19 protein-coding genes are annotated in these 20,623 nt (G+C 33.4%); 18 read left to right on the top strand and 1 reads right to left on the bottom strand.

Annotation, left to right across the window (positions count from 1 at the left end; all coding sequences use genetic code 11):
* Positions 1–78: 78 nt before the first annotated feature.
* From B5E87_RS01940 to fabZ, 18 genes are all read left to right on the top strand, one after another.
* Positions 79–909 (top strand): hypothetical protein, encoded by an 831-nt coding sequence (locus B5E87_RS01940; protein WP_087243262.1) that lies wholly within the window; start codon positions 79–81, stop codon positions 907–909.
* Positions 887–2,029 carry a glutamate 5-kinase gene (proB, locus tag B5E87_RS01935; RefSeq protein WP_241147113.1) on the top strand — a complete coding sequence of 381 codons (1,143 nt, stop codon included), beginning with the start codon at positions 887–889 and terminating at the stop codon, positions 2,027–2,029. The genes B5E87_RS01940 and proB overlap by 23 nt, the downstream gene beginning before the upstream one ends.
* Positions 2,022–3,263, top strand: a complete 1,242-nt coding sequence (locus tag B5E87_RS01930) for a glutamate-5-semialdehyde dehydrogenase (protein WP_087243260.1) — start codon at positions 2,022–2,024, stop codon at positions 3,261–3,263. The genes proB and B5E87_RS01930 overlap by 8 nt, the downstream gene beginning before the upstream one ends.
* An 89-nt stretch (positions 3,264–3,352) precedes the next feature.
* Positions 3,353–3,781 carry a MarR family winged helix-turn-helix transcriptional regulator gene (locus B5E87_RS01925; RefSeq protein WP_087243259.1) on the top strand — a complete coding sequence of 143 codons (429 nt, stop codon included), beginning with the start codon at positions 3,353–3,355 and terminating at the stop codon, positions 3,779–3,781.
* Positions 3,778–6,000 (top strand): ABC transporter ATP-binding protein, encoded by a 2,223-nt coding sequence (locus B5E87_RS01920; RefSeq protein ID WP_087243258.1) that lies wholly within the window; start codon positions 3,778–3,780, stop codon positions 5,998–6,000. The genes B5E87_RS01925 and B5E87_RS01920 overlap by 4 nt, the downstream gene beginning before the upstream one ends.
* Positions 5,993–7,816 carry an ABC transporter ATP-binding protein gene (locus B5E87_RS01915; protein ID WP_087243257.1) on the top strand — a complete coding sequence of 608 codons (1,824 nt, stop codon included), beginning with the start codon at positions 5,993–5,995 and terminating at the stop codon, positions 7,814–7,816. Before B5E87_RS01920 ends, B5E87_RS01915 begins: the two co-directional genes overlap by 8 nt.
* A gap of 182 nt (positions 7,817–7,998) precedes the next feature.
* Positions 7,999–8,223: an acyl carrier protein gene (locus tag B5E87_RS01910; RefSeq protein WP_087243256.1), complete on the top strand. Its 225-nt coding sequence runs from the start codon at positions 7,999–8,001 to the stop codon at positions 8,221–8,223.
* 42 nt (positions 8,224–8,265) lie between these two features.
* Positions 8,266–8,682, top strand: coding sequence for an acetyl-CoA carboxylase biotin carboxyl carrier protein (accB, locus tag B5E87_RS01905; RefSeq protein ID WP_087243255.1), 417 nt, complete (start codon positions 8,266–8,268; stop codon positions 8,680–8,682).
* Between the two features lie 9 nt (positions 8,683–8,691).
* Positions 8,692–10,059 (top strand): acetyl-CoA carboxylase biotin carboxylase subunit, encoded by a 1,368-nt coding sequence (gene accC / locus B5E87_RS01900; protein ID WP_087243254.1) that lies wholly within the window; start codon positions 8,692–8,694, stop codon positions 10,057–10,059.
* Positions 10,043–10,912 carry an acetyl-CoA carboxylase, carboxyltransferase subunit beta gene (accD, locus tag B5E87_RS01895; protein ID WP_087243253.1) on the top strand — a complete coding sequence of 290 codons (870 nt, stop codon included), beginning with the start codon at positions 10,043–10,045 and terminating at the stop codon, positions 10,910–10,912. The genes accC and accD overlap by 17 nt, the downstream gene beginning before the upstream one ends.
* Complete coding sequence (locus B5E87_RS01890; protein WP_087243252.1) at positions 10,909–11,829, top strand: acetyl-CoA carboxylase carboxyltransferase subunit alpha; 921 nt, start codon at positions 10,909–10,911, stop codon at positions 11,827–11,829. Before accD ends, B5E87_RS01890 begins: the two co-directional genes overlap by 4 nt.
* A complete protein-coding gene (locus tag B5E87_RS01885; protein ID WP_087243251.1) occupies positions 11,826–12,800 on the top strand; it encodes a beta-ketoacyl-ACP synthase III in 975 nt (324 codons plus the stop codon). The genes B5E87_RS01890 and B5E87_RS01885 overlap by 4 nt, the downstream gene beginning before the upstream one ends.
* Position 12,801: 1 nt before the next feature.
* Complete coding sequence (gene fabK, locus B5E87_RS01880; protein ID WP_087243250.1) at positions 12,802–13,746, top strand: enoyl-[acyl-carrier-protein] reductase FabK; 945 nt, start codon at positions 12,802–12,804, stop codon at positions 13,744–13,746.
* The gene (locus B5E87_RS01875) at positions 13,743–14,807 is read left to right on the top strand and encodes an NAD(P)H-dependent flavin oxidoreductase (RefSeq protein WP_087243249.1); all 1,065 of its coding nucleotides are present in this window, start codon (positions 13,743–13,745) and stop codon (positions 14,805–14,807) included. The genes fabK and B5E87_RS01875 overlap by 4 nt, the downstream gene beginning before the upstream one ends.
* Positions 14,804–15,718 (top strand): ACP S-malonyltransferase, encoded by a 915-nt coding sequence (fabD, locus tag B5E87_RS01870; RefSeq protein WP_087243248.1) that lies wholly within the window; start codon positions 14,804–14,806, stop codon positions 15,716–15,718. Before B5E87_RS01875 ends, fabD begins: the two co-directional genes overlap by 4 nt.
* Positions 15,711–16,445, top strand: a complete 735-nt coding sequence (gene fabG, locus B5E87_RS01865; RefSeq protein ID WP_087243247.1) for a 3-oxoacyl-[acyl-carrier-protein] reductase — start codon at positions 15,711–15,713, stop codon at positions 16,443–16,445. The genes fabD and fabG overlap by 8 nt, the downstream gene beginning before the upstream one ends.
* A 12-nt stretch (positions 16,446–16,457) precedes the next feature.
* Positions 16,458–17,696 carry a beta-ketoacyl-ACP synthase II gene (gene fabF, locus B5E87_RS01860; protein ID WP_087243246.1) on the top strand — a complete coding sequence of 413 codons (1,239 nt, stop codon included), beginning with the start codon at positions 16,458–16,460 and terminating at the stop codon, positions 17,694–17,696.
* 2 nt (positions 17,697–17,698) lie between these two features.
* Positions 17,699–18,130 (top strand): 3-hydroxyacyl-ACP dehydratase FabZ, encoded by a 432-nt coding sequence (gene fabZ, locus B5E87_RS01855; protein ID WP_087243245.1) that lies wholly within the window; start codon positions 17,699–17,701, stop codon positions 18,128–18,130.
* A gap of 114 nt (positions 18,131–18,244) precedes the next feature.
* Here fabZ and B5E87_RS01850 read toward each other — a convergent pair whose 3' ends face one another.
* Positions 18,245–19,828 carry a putative polysaccharide biosynthesis protein gene (locus tag B5E87_RS01850; RefSeq protein ID WP_087243244.1) on the bottom strand — a complete coding sequence of 528 codons (1,584 nt, stop codon included), beginning with the start codon at positions 19,826–19,828 and terminating at the stop codon, positions 18,245–18,247.
* Positions 19,829–20,623: the final 795 nt, after the last annotated feature.

Genomic DNA, 20,623 nt, shown 5'->3' with positions numbered 1-20,623 from the left:
AGAAAAATAATTTTTCATGAACTTCTTTTACAAATGATAGGAAGTTGTGTATAATGTTTTCAACAAGGAGATAAATTTATGGATATTCATGTCATTAAACAACAATCTAATCAGTTATATCAAAAATATAAAAAACAGGTTATCCCTGAATTTTTCTATGTTGGATATGTTGGAATTTTAGCACAATATTTAAGAAGTGGTATTTTCTCTTTTTTTGTATCACTGTTTTTATGTCCAATAAGTCATGGTTATGTGAAATGTGCAATGAAACTGGTTGATGAAGAAAAGCCAGTTCTTGATTATCATGATTCATTGAATGGTATTTTCTGTTTTCCCAAAGTAGCTCCTGCATATTTAATGCGTAAAGCTATTATTGTTTTGTGTACGCTTATATGCTTTTTACCATCTTTTTTGGCAATTCATGAATTGATACCAGAATTTTCTATTGAATGGTTTTCGTCATTGGGGAATACATTAATACAAACAGAATATTTTGTACCTCAATTTGAATATATAGCATTGATTTTACAAAATATATTTCTAGTTGGTAATATTCTGATCTGTATTGCTGTTTATCTTTTTTTAACAGCATTATTTATGCCTGTTCCTTATATGATGGAATTAGAAGAACTTTCATGGAGCGAATGTATGAGCTATTCAATTCAATTGATGAAAACAAGAATTTTTCAATTTGCTCATCTGTATATATTATATATTTTACGTCATGCCTGTTATTGGGTTATAACTGGTTGTATTGTTTTATGGATTGGACATTTCAATGATATTTTGATGTTGTTTTGTATTGTGACATCTTTATTTTTATATATTGAAGTTTTTAAAGGAAGATTTGAAATCGCAAAATACTTATTTTATAAGGAAATGAGGAATGAGTATCATGAGAGAGATTAAAAATATCAAAAAAGTCATTATTAAGATTGGTTCATCATCATTGTGTCATGCCAATGGTTATATAGATCAACAAAAGATTTTGTATTTAGTGATGCAAATAGCGCAATTAATTGAACAGGGAATGACAGTTGTGGTCGTTTCTTCAGGTGCCATCAGTGCTGGAATGGGGGCTATGAAATTAGAGAAAAAACCTGAAACGTTACCACAAAAACAGGCTTTAGCGGCTATTGGACAGGCACAGCTGATGCAGATTTATGAAGAAATATTTCAACTGTTTCACTTAAAATGTGCACAGGTTTTAGTGAACCATGATGATTTTGATCATCGTCAACGTCTTTTAAATCTTTCACATACAATGAATGCTTTAATTGATTATGGGGTTATACCGATTGTGAATGAAAATGATGCTTTGGCAGTAGATGAAATTAAAGTAGGAGATAATGATACTTTATCTGCATTGTTAGTACCTGTGATAGATGCAGATTTATTGATATTAGTCAGTGATATAGATGGTTTATATACGGATAATCCACATCATAATCCACAGGCTCAGCTTTTAAAATATGTTGAACAGATTGATGAAGAGATTGAAAACATGGCTTCCGGTTCAACTTCAAAATTAGGGACAGGTGGTATGGCTACAAAAATTAAAGCAGCGAAAATTGTGAATGATTATGGTAAGCATATGGTGATTGTAAATGGTCAAAAGAAAGAGAGTTTGTTGCATATTTTTGATGAGTGTGAAGAAGGTACATGGTTTAATGGGAAAACGGGGAAACATCTTAATGCGAAAGCTCATTGGTTAACTTATCGAACACAATCTAAAGGTGAAATTATTGTTGATGATGGAGCGTGTCAAGCTTTAAGGCATCATAAAAGTTTATTGCCTTCAGGCATTAGTGATGTTCATGGACAGTTTTTAGCGGGACAGGTTGTGGATGTTATGAATCAGCAAGGACAAAGAATTGCAAAAGGGATTGTACAGTATACAAGTTTTGAAATCGCATTAATCAAAGGACATCATAGTCAGGATATTAAAAATATATTAGAAAGTTATGATTATGATGAAGTGATTCATGCTGATAATATGGTTATATTAGGAGGTGAATCTCATGAATGAACAACTTTTCAAGCAATTGACACAGGCAAAACAGGCCAGTCGTCACATGATGACAATGAATACGCAATCTAAAAATCAGGCTTTAATAAAGATTGCTCAGGCTTTAAAAGATCATGTTTTAGAGATTATCAATGAAAATCAAAAAGATATAGAACATGCAAAGGCATCAGGAATGTCAGATGCGATGGTTGATCGTTTGTTGCTGAATGAAGATAGAATTGTTGCAATGGCAGATGATGTTTTGAAATTAGTGAGTTTAGATGATCCAGTTGGTGATATAATCAGAGAGATCAAAAGACCTAATGGATTGCTTATTAAACAAGTGCGTGTTCCTATTGGGATTTTTGGAATCATTTATGAATCTCGACCAAATGTAACAGTTGATATTGCCTGTCTATGTATCAAATCAGGAAATGTCTGTGTATTAAAAGGTGGTAAAGAGGCTATGCATTCTAATCGCATTTTAACAAAGCTTATGCGAGAAGCCATCAAAGAGACATTACCTGTTGATTGTGTGCAATTGATTGACTATGGTGGAAGAGAAATGGTTGATGAATTGATTCATGCTTATGGTTATGTGGATGTTGTCGTGCCACGAGGAGGAGCTGGCTTAATTCAGCATGTTGTGCAAAATGCAACTGTTCCTGTTATTGAAACAGGTGCTGGAAATTGTCATTTGTATATTGATAAAGAAGCAGATCTGAAAAAGGCCATAGATATCACTGTCAATGCAAAGATTCAAAGACCATCTGTCTGCAATGCCATTGAAACCATTCTCGTGCATCAGGATATAGCGGATACGTATTTACCATTATTGTATGAGGCTTTTCATGAACGTGTTGACATACGTGGGGATAGTAAAGTTCAAAAGATCATTCCATGTCAGTTAGCTACATTAACAGACTATGCGACAGAATATGACGATTATATTGTGGCTGTTAAAATTGTGGATAGTTTAAAAGAGGCTATTGAACATATTTATCAGTATTCTACTAAACATTCTGAAGCTATTATTACTGAAAATCAGGATACTGCCCATATGTTTTTAAATAGTATAGATTCAGCATGTGTTTATCATAATGCTTCGACACGTTTTAGTGATGGAGGACAATTTGGTTTTGGTGCGGAACTTGGTATCAGCACGCAAAAGCTACATGCCAGAGGACCATTAGGTTTGTTGGAAATGACATCTTATCAATATAAAATCTATGGTCAGGGACAAGTGAGAGAATAAAGAGTGAATCATAACGATTCGCTTTTTTATTGACAATACTTAGTATACTAAGTATAATGATGAGTACGCTAAGTAATAGGAGGGATTTGATGGAATATGATTGTTTTAGTGAAATGATGGAGGAGATGCGAGAGATTCATAAAATGATTCAAAAGTTAACCTCTCAAAAATGTCATCATTTAACAGTGGAACAGGCAAAATTGATTTTTTTGATTGCTCATCAACAGATGAATCAAAAAGAGATTGCACAGAAACTTCGTATTACTGAAGCTACGCTTTCAGTAAGGATCAAAAGATTGGTGGATATGGGGCTTATTGAAAGAAAGCTGAATGAAGATGATAAAAGACATTATTATATTGTTTTATCTTCTCAAGGAGAAGCAGTCATTGACGAGATGAAGAAAGATTTTCATCATGTACATCAGATTGTCTGTAAAGGGATGACAGATGAAGATTATATGGCTGTTTTGAATGTTGTCAAAAAAATAAAAAGGAATTTAAAGGAGGAAATCAAGTGATTAAGTTACGAAAATTTGCATATAAGTTTTGGTTACCAATCATTTTGTGTATTGGATTTGTTTTTATTCAATCTCAATCAGAATTGGCCTTACCAGATTATATGAGTGATATTGTAACAAATGGGATACAAGCTGGTGGATTTGATACATCAATAGGTGATGTTTATAGTCAGGATACTTTTGAACATCTCTTGATTTTTGCTGATGACAAGCAAAAAGAAACGATTGAATCAAGCTATACTTTGACTTCTTACGACGATTTATCACAAGATATAAAAGATAAATTTCCAAAAATAAAGGATGCCTATGTACTTCATGATCTTTCTCAAAAAGAAACAGAAGAATTAGAAAGTGCATTAATAAAACCTATGTTAATGGTTTCTGCCATTGATTCAATGGATCCTAATTCAAAGGAATATCAGCAACAATTTCAAAATATTCCTGAGGGGATGGATATTTATCAGGTTTTTGAAATGATGGATGAACAGACACGTCATCAGATGACAGAGAAAATTGATGCCCAAATTGAGACAATGGGTGAATCAACAATGCTTGTCGCTGCAGGTAATGGTGTCAAAAATGAATATATGGCTTTAGGAGCAGATGTTGACCAGATACAGACACAATATATTTTTGTAGCTGGGTTAAAGATGTTAGGCATTGCATTATTAGGCTCTTTAGCAGCTATGGCTTCAGCCTTTTTATCTTCAAGAGTGGGTGCTGGGTTTGCGAGAGATTTAAGACGAGCAGTTTTTAAGAAAGTTGAAAGTTTCTCAAATAGCGAGTTTAATAAATTTTCAACAGCTTCATTAATTACACGTACAACTAATGATATTACACAAGTTCAGATGTTAATGATTATGTTGTTGAGAATTGTATTGTTTGCCCCTATGATGGGAATTGGTGCATTAATCAAAGCCTTTACGCATTCATCATCAATGACATGGATTATTTTAATGATTCTCATTGTCATTACACTTGTCATTATGGTTTTGATGAAAGTTGTTTTACCTAAGTTTAAGGTCATTCAGTCTTTGATTGATAGATTGAATTTAACAATGCGTGAAAATTTAACTGGAGTTTTGGTTATTAGAGCTTTTGGAAATGAAAAGCACAGTGAAGAACGTTTTGATAAAGCTAATGATGATTTAACAACTGTTAACTTATTTGTTAACCGCGCTATGGCAACATTAATGCCAATCATGATGTTTATCATGAATTTTGCGACTGTTTTGGTTGTTTGGGTTGGTTCTCAACAATTAGATTTAGGAAATATTGCGATTGGAGAAATGATGGCCTTTATTCAATATGCAATGCAAATTATTATGTCATTCTTATTTATTGCGATGATTTTCATTATGATTCCTCGTGCCAGTGTGGCAGCCGATCGTGTTTATGAAGTCTTATCAACAGAATTAACAATTCAAGATCCAAAACAACCTGTTGAATTTGATTCACAACAAAAAGATGTTGTTGAATTTAAGGATGTTTCATTCCAATACCCTGGAGCTCATGAAGCTGTTTTGAGTCATATTAGCTTTACAGCTAAACCTGGACAGACAACGGCTTTTATTGGTTCAACGGGTTCAGGAAAGAGTACATTAATCAATTTGATTCCTCGTTTTTATGATGTCACTGCAGGTGAGGTTATTGTTGATGGTGTCAATGTCAAAGATGTGAATCAACATGATTTAAGAGAACGTATTGGTGTTGTTCCTCAAAAAGGGGTCTTATTTTCAGGAACGATTCGTTCCAATTTAAAATATGGCGCTCATGAGGCTACTGATGAAGAATTAAATGAAGTCATTCGTGTGGCTCAGGCAAAAGAATTTGTTGATGCAAAACCACATGGTTTAGATGAAGCTATTTCACAAGGTGGAACAAATGTGTCTGGAGGACAAAAACAACGTTTAGCTATCGCCAGAGCTTTAGCAAAAAATCCAGAAATTCTTATTTTTGATGATAGTTTTTCAGCATTGGATTTTAAAACAGATGCTATTTTAAGAAAAGAATTAAGTCAATTGATGGAAAAAAATCAAAATACTGTTTTGATCGTTGGACAAAGAATCGCTTCTATCATGGATGCAGATCAGATTATTGTTTTAGATGATGGAAAAATTGTTGGAAAAGGAACTCATGATGAATTGATGAAGAATTGTCAGGTTTATCAGGAAATTGCTTATTCACAACTTTCAAAGGAGGAATTAGCCAATGCCTAGAGGACATATGGGTGGTAGACAGATGTCTAATGAAAAAGCTAAGGACTTTAAGGGAACAATTAAAAAATTGTTTGCTCATTTACGACCTTATTATGTGAAATTTATATTTATTTTTATATTTGCTGCGGGTTCAACTGTTTTTTTAATCTTTGGACCAAAAGTTTTAGCTCAAGCCACAGATAAATTGAGCGAAGGAATTATGGCGAAAGTCACACATACTGGTGGTATTGATTTTGATGCTATTTTCCAGATTCTCTTTTTCCTGGTTTGTATTTATTTATTAAGTGCACTTCTTAATTATATACAAGGATTTTTAACTTCTGGTATTTCGCAAAAAGTTGCTTATGATTTTAGAAAAGAAATTTCTGAAAAAATGGATCGTTTGCCACTCAGTTATTTTGATACACATTCGAGTGGTGATACATTATCACGTGTAACAAATGATGTCGATTTGATTGCTCAATCATTGAATCAGAGTTTAACGCAAATCGTGACATCTTCAGTAACGGTTATTGGAATTTTTATCATGATGCTGACAATCAGTATTCCAATGACATTATTAGCATTATGTGTGTTACCTGTTTCTATGTTTTTCATGTCAAAAATCATGAAAAGAACACAAAAATACTTTATTTCTCAACAGACAAGTTTAGGGAATGTCAATGGTCATATTGAAGAAATGTATGGTGCTCATCAAGTTGTCAAAGCCTTTAATGGTGAAGAGGATTCTGTTGCCAGATTTGAAGAATATAATAATGATTTATATAATTCAGCTTGGAAGTCACAATTCTTTTCAGGTTTATTACAGCCACTGACAACATTTGTTGGAAATATTGGATATGTTGGTGTTTGTTTATTAGGTGGATTTTTAGCGACAGGAAATATGATCTCTATTGGAGATATTCAGGCTTTTATTCAGTATGTGCGTCAATTTAATCAGCCTATTACACAATTGGCTCAAATCATGAATCAATTACAATCTACAGCCGCTGCTGCTGAACGTGTTTTTGAATTTTTAGATGAAACAGAAATGGAAGAAGAACACGCTTTAGTCACAAGCGAACAAGTTAACCATATGCAGGGAAGTGTTACTTTCAATCATGTTCAATTTGGTTATACGCCAGAAAAAACCATTATCCATGATTTCTCTATGCATGTGCATGCTGGACAAAGTGTGGCTATTGTTGGGCCAACGGGTGCAGGAAAAACAACCATTGTGAAATTATTGATGCGTTTCTATGAATTGAATGGTGGACATATTTTAGTAGGTGGTGAAGATATTACTCATTTTGCTAGAAGTGATTTAAGAAGTCTATTTGGAATGGTCTTGCAGGATACATGGCTATTTGGTGGAACAATCCGTGAAAATTTAAAATATGGAAAATTGGATGCTACAGATGAAGAAATGTATGAAGCTTGTCGTTTGGCGTATGCTGATCATTTTATTAATACATTGGAAGATGGATATGATACCATTATTAATGAAGAATCTAGTAATATCTCTCAAGGTCAAAAGCAGTTATTAACGATTGCGAGAGCTTTCCTTGCTAATCCTAAGATATTAATATTAGATGAAGCAACATCATCTGTTGATACCAGAACTGAAGTTTTAATTCAGCGTGGTATGGATAAATTAATGGAAGGAAGAACATGTTTTATTATTGCGCATAGACTTTCTACAATCAAAGATGCTAATACTATTATTGTGATGAAAGATGGAGATATTGTTGAATTAGGAAATCATGAGTCATTATTGGAAAAAGGTGGCTTCTATGCTGATCTTTATCAGTCACAATTTGAATCTAGTCATGAATAACTTACTCGTTTTGAGTAAGTTTTTTTATGATGTTAAATACTTTAAAAATTTATATAAAAAATTTTAAATAAATTAATGAAAATCTATTTACAAATCTAAAAAAGAGGTGTATAGTAACATTACTTCAAAAATTTGAAGTAAGAATATAAAAAATTTTAAGTAAGCACATAGGAGGACATATCATGTTTGAACAAGTAAAAGATGCATTAGTAGAATCTTTAAATATTGATGGAGAAGAAATTAAATTAGAATCTAACTTAAAAGATGATTTAGGAATTGATTCTTTAGCAGCTGTTGAATTATCTTTAGATTTAGAAACAGAATTCGACGTTGAAATTTCTGATGAAGAATTAGCTGCATTAGTAACTGTAGAAGATATTGTGAAATTAATTGAATCTAAACAATAAGCTAAGGTTTCACTTAGCTTATTTTTCTAAGGAGGAACATGTATGGATACTGAAAAAATTAAATCAATTATGAAGATGTTTGAAGAAAGTCAAATATCTAAGATGGATTTAACTGATGGTGATTTACATATCACATTAGAAAAAGATATAGAAGCAAAACAAATCATAACACCTACCGATGTCAAAACACCTAGTGAACACAATGAAGAAACAATTCAGGAAACAGGTACACCTATCAAAAGTCCAATTGTTGGAACATATTATCAATCAAGTGGTGCGGGAAAAGAACCTTATGTCAAAGTTGGAGATATGATTCAAGAAGGAGACACGATTTGTATCATTGAAGCCATGAAAGTCATGAATGAAATTAAAGCAACTGTTTCTGGAAAAGTTTTATCTATTGAAGTTCAAGATGGTCAAACAGTTGAATATGATCAGACTTTAATGATGATAGGGTAAGGTGATAATGTGATTGAAAAATTATTGATTGCCAATCGCGGAGAAATCGCAGTCAGAATTATACGTACATGTAAAGAAATAGGAATTCAGACTGTTGCCGTTTATTCAACAGCTGATAAACATTCTTTGCACGTGCAATTAGCAGATGAATCTGTATGTATTGGTGGACCATTAGCTAATGAATCATACCTGAATATGAATGCGATTATTCAGGCGGCCTGCAATACGGGATGTGATGCGATTCATCCTGGATTTGGTTTTTTAAGTGAAAACAGTGAATTTGCCAGACTTGTTATTCAATGTGGATTGATCTGGGTAGGACCATCACCTGATATTATTGATATGTTAGGAAATAAGTCTGCCGCAAGAAAGATGATGAAAGAAGCAGGAGTTCCTGTGATTCCTGGTTCTAAAGAAATTATTGAAACTGTAGAACAGGGGAAAAAGGTTGCTGAAGATATAGGATATCCCGTTATGATTAAAGCCAGCAATGGTGGTGGTGGACGTGGTATGCGTGTAGTTCATAATGAAGAAGAGTTTGAAACACAATATCTCAATGCCAAAGCTGAAGCCAAAGCTTGTTTTGGTGATGATGATGTCTATTTAGAAAAATTAATTGAAAATCCAAAACATATTGAAGTTCAAGTCATTGGTGATCATCATGGTCATGTGATTCATTTATTTGAAAGAGATTGTTCATTTCAAAGACGTCATCAAAAGATGATTGAAGAAGCACCATGTCATATTTTAAAGAAAGATGTGCGTCAAAGATTGTTTGAAGATGCCATCAAGGCTTGTCATCATGTGGGATATAATAGTGTTGGAACAATTGAGTTTTTATTAGATAAACACGGACAATATTATTTTATGGAAATGAATACACGTATTCAGGTTGAACATCCTATTACAGAGATGATTTGTGGTATTGATTTAGTCAAGTTACAGATTAAGGTTGCTGAAGGATTAAAACTTCCATACAAGCAAGAAGATATTCATCAAAATGGATATGCTTTAGAATGTCGTATTAATGCTGAAGATATGAATCGTGATTTTGCGCCAACACCTGGAAAAATAACATTTATGCATTTACCAGGTGGAAGAGGAGTGCGAGTGGATAGTGCCATGTATAGTGGGTGTGAAATTTCACCTTATTATGATTCGATGATTTTAAAATTAATTACTTTTGCACCAACACGTCTAGAATGTATTAAAAAAATGCGTGCAGCGTTAAGTGAAGTCATTATTGATGGTATTTCAACGAATACAAAATTCCATTATTATGTTCTACATTCTAAAGAATTTATTGAAGGAAGTTATGATACAAGCTTCTGTGAAACATTTATAAAGGAGTTGAAAGATAATGGATCAATTGTTTAAAAAAAGAAATGAAGAATTAAAACAATTCTCATCATGGTTAAATAGACATAAAATTAAAGAAAAAAAAGAAATTCCTGAAAATATCTTTAAACAATGTGATCATTGTCATGAATCTATTCCTTATTTTTCACTTATCGAAAATGATTATGTTTGTCCTAAATGTGGTCATCATATGAAAATCAGTGCCAGACAGCGTATACGTGATTTAATGGATGAAGGCACTTGGAAAGAATATTTTGAAAAAGATAAAACATCTAACAATGAAAATTTTCCTGGTTACGATGAAAAGCTAAAAAAAGCCTGGATGTCAACCGGTATGAATGAAGCTGTCATTTGTGGTGTTGGTAAAATCAACCAGAGTCGTGTTGTCTTATGTGTCATGGATTCTCGTTTCATGATGGGAAGTATGGGAAAAGTTGTTGGTGAAAAAATATGTAAAGCAGTAGAACTGGCTACACGTAAAAAATTACCATTGATTATTAGCTGTACCAGTGGTGGTGCCAGAATGCAAGAAGGTATTGATTCTTTAATGCAGATGGCTAAAATCAGTGCTGCTTTAAAACGTTTTTCAAATCAAGGAGGTCTTTATATAGCCTTATTAACACATCCTACAACAGGTGGTGTCAGTGCCAGCTTTGCGATGCTGGGAGATATTATCATTGCTGAACCACAGGCCATGATTGGATTTGCTGGAAAACGTGTTATTCAAGATACAATTAAGCAGGAGTTACCTGAAGGTTTCCAAACTGCAGAATTCTTACTTGAAAAAGGTTTTATTGATATGATTGTGGAAAGACATGATTTGAAAAATGTTATTTCAGATTTATTAAAATTACATGGAGGAAAATTATGAGCCTCGTAGATAATGAAAGAAAAATAAAAGAGTTACAGGCGAAAAGAGCTGTAACAGAAGATCAAAAAGAGTTCGATGAACTTTCTCAAGAGATTGATACTCTCACAAAAGAAACATATCATCATTTAACTGCTTGGGATCGTGTGTCTATCGCAAGACATCCATCACGACCAAAAGCAAGTGATTTTATTGAGGGATTGTTTGACCATTTCTATGAACTTCATGGGGATAGATGTTATGGAGATGATCAGGCTATTATTGGGGGAATTGGTTATTTTCACGATATGCCAGTCACTGTTATTGCGCAAGCCAAAGGAAAGACATTGGAAGAAAATTTGAATCGTCATTTTGGAATGTGTAATCCTGAAGGTTATCGTAAAGCTCTCAGACTTGCCAGACAAGCCGAAAAGTTTCATCGACCAATCATTACTTTTGTAGATACCGCAGGAGCTTATCCTGGTATCGAAGCTGAGGAGAGGGGACAGGCACAGGCGATTGCTGAATGTTTATACACTTTTTCTGATTTGAAAACACCTGTTATTTGTATTGTTTTATCAGAAGGTGGTAGTGGAGGAGCATTAGCTTTAAGTGTTGCCGATCGTATTTGTATGTTAGAAAATGCCATTTATTCTGTTTTATCACCTGAAGGTTTTGCAAGTATTTTATGGAAAGATGATAGTCGTGTTCAAGAAGCGGCTGAAGTGATGAAACTGACATCGTATGATTTATATGATAAAGGAATTGCTGATTATTTGGTCAAAGAACCAACAGGTGGTATGCAAAATGATTTAAAACTTGTATTAGATAATATTGATCAGTATTTACAAAAAGAATTAGATGTTTTAACTCATACAAAAGAAAAAGATTTATTGGAAAAACGTTATCAAAAGTTCCGTAAGATAGGAGTTATGTCATGAGTTCAATAGAAATATTAGGAACTGGGTTTGTTAAAGCTCAAAAGAAAGTAACGAATTTTGATTTAGAAAAAAGAGTTGAAACAAGTGATGAATGGATTGTACAAAGAACAGGTATTTCATCACGTTATGTGAGTGAAACTGAAAATACAAGTGATTTGGCTTATAAAGCCAGTTTACAGGCGATTGAAGATGCACATATTCAAAAAGAAGACATTGAAGTGATTATTGTTGCAACAATGACACCAGATTGTATGACACCTTCAACAGCTTGTCTTGTTCAGGCAAAACTGGGATTAAATGATTGTCCTGTCTTTGCTTTTGATATTAATGGAGCATGTAGTGGATTTTTATATGCATTTCAGATTGCCAGTGATTTATTAAGTAGATATCACCATATCTTAGTCATTGGTAGTGAAACAATTAGTAAGATGATTGACTGGAATGATCGTTCAACTTGCGTTTTATTTGGGGATGGTGCAGGTGCGATGGTTCTTGGTCGAGGAGATACAAAACTTTATCACTATGCCAATAGTGAAGGAGACTTACAGGAAGTCTTACATGCTCAAGGATTGCCTTTAGTTCATGATTTACAAAATCAGGGAGCATCAACACATTATTTAAATATGAAAGGAAATGATGTGTTTAGATTTGCAATTAGAGTTTTAAAAGAATCTATTGAAAATGTTTTGGATCAGTCAGGACTTTCTATAGATGATATTGATTTGGTTATTCCACATCAGGCGAATTATCGTATTATTTCTCATGTGGCAAAAAAGATGAAAGTCGATTTATCAAAATTTTATATGAATCTTCAAGAGTTTGGAAATACTTCAGCGGCCAGTATTCCTATTGCTTATGCAATGGCCCAAAGAGAAGGAAAAATTCCTGAAAAGGGACGTGTTATTTTGGTTGGATTTGGTGCTGGATTAACTTATGGAGCAACTCTTATTGACAATAGAGGAGGACAATAAAGTGTTATTAAATGAATTATTAAATATAAAATACCCTATTATTCAAGGAGCTATGGCGAATATTGCAACTGCTTCCTTTGCTGCCTGTGTTTCTAATAGTGGTGGTTTAGGGATTATTGCGACAGGATCAATGGATGCAGCTCAAACACGTGAAGAAATCCAAAAATGTAAACAATTAACAGACCAGCCTTTTGGTGTCAATGTCATGTTGATGAATCCATATGCCAGTGAAATTATTGATGTTATTGTTGAAGAAGGCGTTCATGTTGTGACAACAGGAGCGGGAAATCCAGGACCTTATATGGCAAAACTCAAAGAAGCTGGAATTAAAGTTTTACCAGTTGTGCCTAGCGTTGGTTTGGCTAAACGTATGGAAAGAGCTGGTGCTGATGCCTTGATTGTTGAAGGTGGAGAATCAGGTGGACATGTTGGTGAAATGACAACAATGGCTTTGGTTCCACAAGTTGTAGATGCTGTCAATATTCCAGTGATTGCAGCTGGTGGAATTGGAGATGGACGTGGTGTGATGGCAGCTTTGAGTTTAGGGGCTATTGGCGTACAGATTGGAACATGTCTATTGGTTGCTGATGAATGTCCAATTCATGAAAACTATAAAGATGCTGTTATTAAAGCCAAAGATACTGATACTGTTGTAACTGGAAGAAGTGTGAATACACCAGTCCGTATTTTAAAGAATCAAATGGCAAGAGAATATTTAAAACTTGAAGGACATTTTGAAAGTCGTGAAGAATTAGAAAAATTAACACTTGGGGCTTTAAGAAAAGCTGTACAAAGTGGTGATGTGAAAACTGGGTCTGTGATGATGGGACAAATTGCTGGAATGGTCAAAGAAAAGAAACCAATGCAACAGATTCTTGATGAAATGATGGCTTCAACAAAACAAGTTTATGCAAACCTGCAAAAAGTCATGGAGGAAATGCAATGATTCAAATCCAAAATCGTATCATGAAACTTCCTATCATTCAAGGTGGTATGGGAGTCGGTATTTCTTTATCATCATTAGCAGGAGCAGTTGCAAAATGTGGTGCTATGGGTGTCATCAGTGCCGCTCATCCTGGCTATAATTATGAAGGATTTAGAAAAAATCCAATTGCTGTCAATTGTCAGGCTTTAAAAGATCATATTCAACGTGCCAAAGAGCTTGCTAAAGGAAATGGTTTGATTGGTGTCAATATTATGGTTGCCAGTCAAAACTATGAAGATTTCGTGAAAGCATCTCTTGAAGGTGGTTGTGATGCCATTATTTCAGGGGCAGGATTACCATTAGATTTACCTAAGTTTGCTAAAGGAAAGGCGCTTTTAGCACCGATTGTATCGAGTGGAAAAGCGGCCAAACTGATTGCCAGAGTATGGGATAAACGTTATCAGTATACACCTGATTTCGTAGTGATTGAAGGTAGTGAAGCTGGTGGACATCTGGGATTTAAAAAAGATGATTTATTGGCACATACGTGTCAAAAACTAAGTGATATTTTAGCTGATGTTAAAAAAGAATTAAAAGTTTGGGAAGACAAATACAAAAAGACAATTCCTGTTTTTGTTGCTGGAGGTATAGATTCTGGAAAGAAGATTGCTGAATTCATCAAATTAGGTGCAACAGGTGTACAGATTGCCACACCATTTATTGCGACTTATGAATGTGATGCAGCACAAGAATTTAAAGATATGGTTATTCAATGTCGCCAAGAAGATATTGAACTTGTCTCAAGTCCAGCAGGACTTCCAGGACGTGCTATTGTCAATGATTTTGTAAAGAAAACAAGACAAACAGGAAATATCTGTATGAAAAATTGTCTGCATTGCATGATTCCTTGCAATCCTGAAAATACACCTTATTGTATTAGTGAAGCATTGATACAGAGTGTAAAAGGAAATGTACAAAATGGTCTGGTTTTTGTAGGAAGCCAGGCAGCGAGAATTCATGAAATGAAACATGTTGAAGAAGTGATTCATGAATATATGAAAGAAATGGAGGAAAATCTATGAAAATAGGAATGATTTTTGCTGGTCAAGGTAGTCAATATGTAGGTATGGGAAAAGCATTTTATGATGAATTCCAAGAAGCCAGAGATGTTTTTGATCAGGCCAATATTGATATTGATGTCAAAAAAGTATGTTTTGAAGGACCTGAAGATGTTTTAAATGAAACATCATATGCACAGCCTTGTATTTTAACAACATCATTAGCTATCGCGAAAGTGATTGAAGCACAAGGTATTCATCCTGATTATGTGGCAGGTTTATCATTAGGAGAATATTCTGCTTTGGCTTATGCAGGAGCATTTGACACACAAGATGCGATTTCAATCGTGAGACGTCGTGGACAGATTATGAGTGAAGCCCTGCCAGCTGGAACAACATCTATGGCAGCTGTTTTAGCCATGGATGCTGAAAAGATTCAAGAAGTTATTGAACCTATTGATGGTGTCACAATTGCCAATTATAATTGTCCAGGACAAATTGTGATTACAGGAACAAAAGAAGCTGTTGAGATTGCTTCAGAAAAATTAAAAGAAGCTGGCGCAAAACGTGTCATTCCATTAAAAGTTTCAGGAGCATTCCATTCTCCATTATTAGAAGAAGCATCATATAAGCTGAAAGAAGAGTTAGAAAAATATGATATTCATGAAACAAAGATTCCAGTTGTTTATAATGTTTCAGGAAAAGAAGAAGATGGAGATCTCATTGATATTTTAACTCGACAAATCAAATCAAGTGTTTATTTCTATCAATCAATTCAATATATGATTGCACAAGGTGTTGAAGCTTTTGTGGAAATTGGACCAGGAAAAGCATTAAGTGCCTTTGTTAAGAAGACAGATAGAAGTATTCCTGTTTATAGTGTAGATAGTATTGAAGGTTTAAATCAAATGTTAGGAGCGTTAAAAGATGAGTAAAGTAGCGTTAATTACTGGTGCCAGTCGTGGAATTGGTAGAGCCATTGCTTTAAAATTTGCAAGTGAAGGATATAATATTGCGATTAATTATATTGGAAATCAGGATGAAGCTTTAGAAGTCCAAAAAGAATGTTGTGCCCATGGTATTGAAGCTATGATTTATGAAGGTGATGTCACTGATTATGATGCCATGGATCAAATGATGAAAGCTGTTTTAGAACAGTTTGGTTCTATTGATGTCTTGGTTAACAATTCAGGGATTACAAAAGATCAGTTATTATTAAAAATGAATACACAGTCATTTATGGATGTCATTGATGTCAATTTAAAAGGAACATTTAATACCATTAAAGCTGTTTCTCGTATTATGATGAAACAAAGATCAGGTGTTATTATCAATATGGCAAGTGTAATTGGAATTATTGGAAATGTTGGACAAGCCAATTATGCAGCCAGTAAAGCTGGTGTCATTGCTTTAACAAAATCAGTTGCGAAAGAATTAGCACCACGTCATATTCGTGCGAATGCTATTGCGCCAGGATTCATTGCCACAAAAATGACAGATGTTTTAAGTGATGATACAAAAGAAAATATCTTAAAAAATATTCCATTGCAACAAATGGGTGAACCAGAGGATGTTGCGAATGTTGCATACTTTTTAGCAAGTGATAGTGCAAAATATATTACGGGTCAAGTCATCAATGTTGATGGCGGAATGGTCATGTAAGGAGGACAAAACATGAAAAAAAGAGTTGTCGTTACTGGAATGGGAGCCGTATCTCCAATTGGAAATACTGTTGAAGAAACTTGGAATGGTATTTTAAATCAGACATGTGGAATTGATGAAATTACACATTTTGATACAAGTGATTATAAGGTCAAATTAGCTGGAGAAGTGAAAAATCTTGATTTAGAACAATATTTTACAAAAAGAGATTTAAAATTTAATGATCGTTTTACGCAATTTGCCAGAGTTGTTTCTAAACAGGCTATTGAAAATGCAAAGTTGGATTTAGAAACAATGAATAAAAATCGTTTTGGTGTCATTATTGGTAGTGGTATTGGTGGTGTTGAATCTATTGAAAAAGCGGAACAAAGTTTATTAAATAGAGGACCATCAAAAGTTTCACCATATTTTATTCCTATGACTTTAATTAATTTAGCAGCAGGAAGTGTTGCGATTGATTTAGGTGCAAAAGGTTATGTATCTTCTGTTGTAACCGCATGTGCAGCTGGAACAAATGCAATTGGTGAAGCCTTCCATAAAATCAGAGATGGATATGAAGATGTTATGATTGCTGGAGGAAGTGAAGCTTCTATTACACCATTATCAGTTGCAGGATTTGCTTCTATGAAAGCTTTGCATACTGGTGAGGATAAAAATCGTGCTTCTATTCCTTTTGATAAAGATCGTAGTGGCTTTGTAATGGGTGAAGGAGCAGCTGTTTTAGTGTTAGAAGAATTACAACATGCCTTAGATAGAAATGCGACAATCTATGGTGAAATTGTTGGTTATGGAGCAACTTGTGATGCTTATCATATTACAGCCCCATTATCTGATGGAAGCGGTGGTGGAGAAGCGATGAAACAGGCTTTAGAAGATGCTGCTTTACAACCATCTGATATTGATTATATCAATGCTCATGGGACATCTACACCATTAAATGATAAGACAGAAACAATGGCTGTGAAATATGCTTTTGGTGACGATGCATATCATTTGGCTATGTCATCAACAAAATCTTATACAGGACATTTATTAGGAGCGAGTGGTGCTTTAGAATCTGTTATTTGTGTAAAAGCATTACAGGAAGGATATATCCCAGCTACAATTCATTATCAAAATAAAGATGAAGACTGTGATTTAGATATCGTCGCTAATGTTGGTAGAAAACAAGATATTCATTATGCTATGAACAATTCTCTTGGATTTGGTGGACATAATGCATCATTGATTTTCAAGAAATGGGAGGATTAGAGATGTTATATAATTCTAATGATATTCAAAAAATTATTCCTCATCGTTATCCATTTTTACTTGTAGATTGTATTGAAAGCATCAGTGAAGATGGAAAAACAATTGTAGGAAGAAAATGTGTAACTGCTAATGAAATGCAATTTTTAGGACATTTCCCTGAAAAACATGTGATGCCAGGTGTCTTAATTATTGAAGCCTTAGCTCAAACAGGATGTGTTTTATTACTTTCTAAAGAAGAAAATAAAGGGAAGATTGCTTTCTTTGCTGGTATTAATAAAGCACGTTTTAGAAAACAAGTGATTCCTGGTGATGTTTTAACAATGACTGTCACTTTAACAAAAGAAAAAGGTGGTATTTACTTTGCTGCTATTGAAGCAAAGGTTGAAGATGAAATTGCTGTCACTGGAGAAATCATGTGTGCTGTTGGTGAATAATTCAATAGAGAACTGAAACAGAAAGATATCTTGTCTTTCTGTTTTCTTTTTTATGGTAGTTATAAAAAACTATTGGTTATATGATAAAACATATTTCCAATAGCTTTCTTATTATTAATGTTTTTTAAACTTATAGATGATTTTATTAGCATAAGGAATAGAAGAGAGTTCTTCAGGGTGATCAGAATAGAAGTAGATAATAATCACAAAATAAACAATAACTCCAATACATACAGAAAGTATTAAAGGAATCAAAACTCTTCTTGTTAAAGCAAAAAATCCATAATAAACAATAGCTACAATCACACCCATTAATAGAGACGCAATAATAGGTAATAGGTAAGTTTTTCTTATTTCTTGTTTGTAATGAGTAATTTTACGTAACATTTTTTGATTGAGATAACAAACTTGTAAACCATAAAAACAATTAGCAATAACCAATGAATATAATCCTAAAGGTGTTAATAAAAGCAGAACAATTGTAATAACGATATGATAGATTAATGCAATGGCTGCATTTTTTAAAGGTGTATTGACTTGCCCTATAGCTTGTAAAATTCCATTGGTTAAAGTCGATAGGCCAAAGAAGACGACACCAGGACTACCAACAGCTAACATAATGGTAGAAATCATAACAGTCTCTTCTTGAGGGAAGAGAATACCAATGATTGGATATGCTAGAACGCTCATTCCTACGGCCGCTGGAATCAAAAGCATCATTGTCACACGAATACCAGAACGGATATGTTCTCTTGTTTCACGATAATTCTTCAATGACCATGATGATGAAATGGCTGGAATAGAAGCCGTAGACATTGCTGAAGCTAAGGCTACAGGAACGTTTTGTAAAACAATATATTGTCCTGAATAAACACCCCACATAGTTGCAGACTGTGGATCAGTACCAATGATAAATGAATAAATATATTGATCAATAACGGTAATCAGATTATAAACACATGTTGCAAAAATAATCGGTGTGACAATGTGGATAATCATTTTAAAAATATCTTTATAGGAATCTTCATAATCATCAGGTGTATCTTTGATAAACAGGTGATTATGATTTTTGATATACATGATAAACATGAAAATGAGTCCCACAAGAACACCAACACCAGGGCCAACAGCTCCACCAGCTGCACCAGCTGCAGCCATTTCACTGCCACCCGTTTCCATGAATGGACGAACAAATAAATAAGCACAGCCAATCGCAACCACAGCATTAAAGATTTGTTCAATAATTTGAGATACTGATGTATAGAAAGTTGTCTGATGAGCCTGGAAATAGCCTCTAAAGACACCTAATAAACCAGATAAAAAGATAGTTGGACATAAGATTCTAAGTGGTAATACAGAATGCCCTGTAACAAGCACTGGAGCCAATAAGTAAGCAATAATGGCAGCACTTCCCCCAATAATACAAATATAAATAAATGAACATTTTAAAATCTTTTGAACATTATTGTATTGATGTAATGCCAGTTTTTCAGCAATAAGTTTTGAAATGGCAGTTGGAATACTATACGAAGATAAAAGTAAAATAAGAGCATAAATATTATAAGCCATAGAGTAATAACCAATACCTTCGGCAGTAATTAAAGCCGTTAATGGACTTTTATATAAAGCTCCAATAATTCTGACTAATATTCCTGCTATAGCGAGAATAGAAGCCTGTTTAACAATTGAGCGTGACATGGGTAAACCTCACTTTCCAATAATTCTTTGTTTATTATATCATTAATTCGAATAATTGCAAAAAAACTTATGAAATTATACATAAAAAGACTTTTTTGTGGTTTTTACACATTGCTATGACAAAATTTTTGTAAAAAAGGGTAGATATAGATGTGAAAATATAGATAATGATTGTTGAATATATGATTATAGAATGTATTGTATTCTTGGAACAGAACACATAGTCAAGTTCTTTTAAAAATAGTTAAATGATAAGTTGTGATTGGGGGAGTTTTATTATTTGACTATTTATTGATAATAGTCAATTATATAGTTAGTTTAAATTTTATGCAGTGGGATAATAACATTTCATATTTTAGCAGCTCAACAGAATATGAAACTTTCTTATTATATGTTGAAGTATGCCTTAAAAGTCCAAAAAGTTTATTTTTTGAAGAAAGAGAGAATATTGGATATACAGTCTTAAGTTATTGTTATCCTTTAGATCATTATAATAATCAATGAAAAAATAGAAAATGAAAATTCAAATCATCGTTTAAACTATTGTGGGTTTTATGATAGTCGAGAAATGAAGTATATGAGATATAGCTTTAAGAATATTATACAATTGATGGTCATTATAAGAATGTTAAATATCAGGATTATGAGGTTATTTATAAAAAATAGATATAATCTAATTTAATTTGAAAAGTAAATTCTACTTTTTTTAAGACTAAGTTCTACTTAAAAAACATTGATAAGTAGAACTTAATCTTGGAAATGTCATAATTTATATTTTTAATCTTTGTGTTTGTG

Source organism: Massilimicrobiota sp. An142 (assembly GCF_002160725.1).
GTDB classification, from domain to species: Bacteria; Bacillota_I; Bacilli_A; order Erysipelotrichales; family Coprobacillaceae; genus Allocoprobacillus; species Allocoprobacillus merdigallinarum.
Note: the sequence above shows the minus strand (reverse complement) of the source record. Positions and strands in the feature narration are given on the sequence as shown.

Coding starts and splice junctions, on each gene's coding strand:
- B5E87_RS01850 (WP_087243244.1), bottom strand. CDS start 19,828: ATGTCACGCTCAATTGTTAAACAGGCTTCTATTCTCGCTATAGCAGGA.
- B5E87_RS01915 (WP_087243257.1), top strand. CDS start 5,993: ATGCCTAGAGGACATATGGGTGGTAGACAGATGTCTAATGAAAAAGCT.
- accD (WP_087243253.1), top strand. CDS start 10,043: ATGGATCAATTGTTTAAAAAAAGAAATGAAGAATTAAAACAATTCTCA.
- B5E87_RS01940 (WP_087243262.1), top strand. CDS start 79: ATGGATATTCATGTCATTAAACAACAATCTAATCAGTTATATCAAAAA.
- fabG (WP_087243247.1), top strand. CDS start 15,711: ATGAGTAAAGTAGCGTTAATTACTGGTGCCAGTCGTGGAATTGGTAGA.
- B5E87_RS01890 (WP_087243252.1), top strand. CDS start 10,909: ATGAGCCTCGTAGATAATGAAAGAAAAATAAAAGAGTTACAGGCGAAA.
- B5E87_RS01930 (WP_087243260.1), top strand. CDS start 2,022: ATGAATGAACAACTTTTCAAGCAATTGACACAGGCAAAACAGGCCAGT.
- fabF (WP_087243246.1), top strand. CDS start 16,458: ATGAAAAAAAGAGTTGTCGTTACTGGAATGGGAGCCGTATCTCCAATT.
- proB (WP_241147113.1), top strand. CDS start 887: ATGAGTATCATGAGAGAGATTAAAAATATCAAAAAAGTCATTATTAAG.
- fabZ (WP_087243245.1), top strand. CDS start 17,699: ATGTTATATAATTCTAATGATATTCAAAAAATTATTCCTCATCGTTAT.
- B5E87_RS01885 (WP_087243251.1), top strand. CDS start 11,826: ATGAGTTCAATAGAAATATTAGGAACTGGGTTTGTTAAAGCTCAAAAG.
- fabD (WP_087243248.1), top strand. CDS start 14,804: ATGAAAATAGGAATGATTTTTGCTGGTCAAGGTAGTCAATATGTAGGT.
- B5E87_RS01875 (WP_087243249.1), top strand. CDS start 13,743: ATGATTCAAATCCAAAATCGTATCATGAAACTTCCTATCATTCAAGGT.
- accB (WP_087243255.1), top strand. CDS start 8,266: ATGGATACTGAAAAAATTAAATCAATTATGAAGATGTTTGAAGAAAGT.
- B5E87_RS01925 (WP_087243259.1), top strand. CDS start 3,353: ATGGAATATGATTGTTTTAGTGAAATGATGGAGGAGATGCGAGAGATT.
- B5E87_RS01910 (WP_087243256.1), top strand. CDS start 7,999: ATGTTTGAACAAGTAAAAGATGCATTAGTAGAATCTTTAAATATTGAT.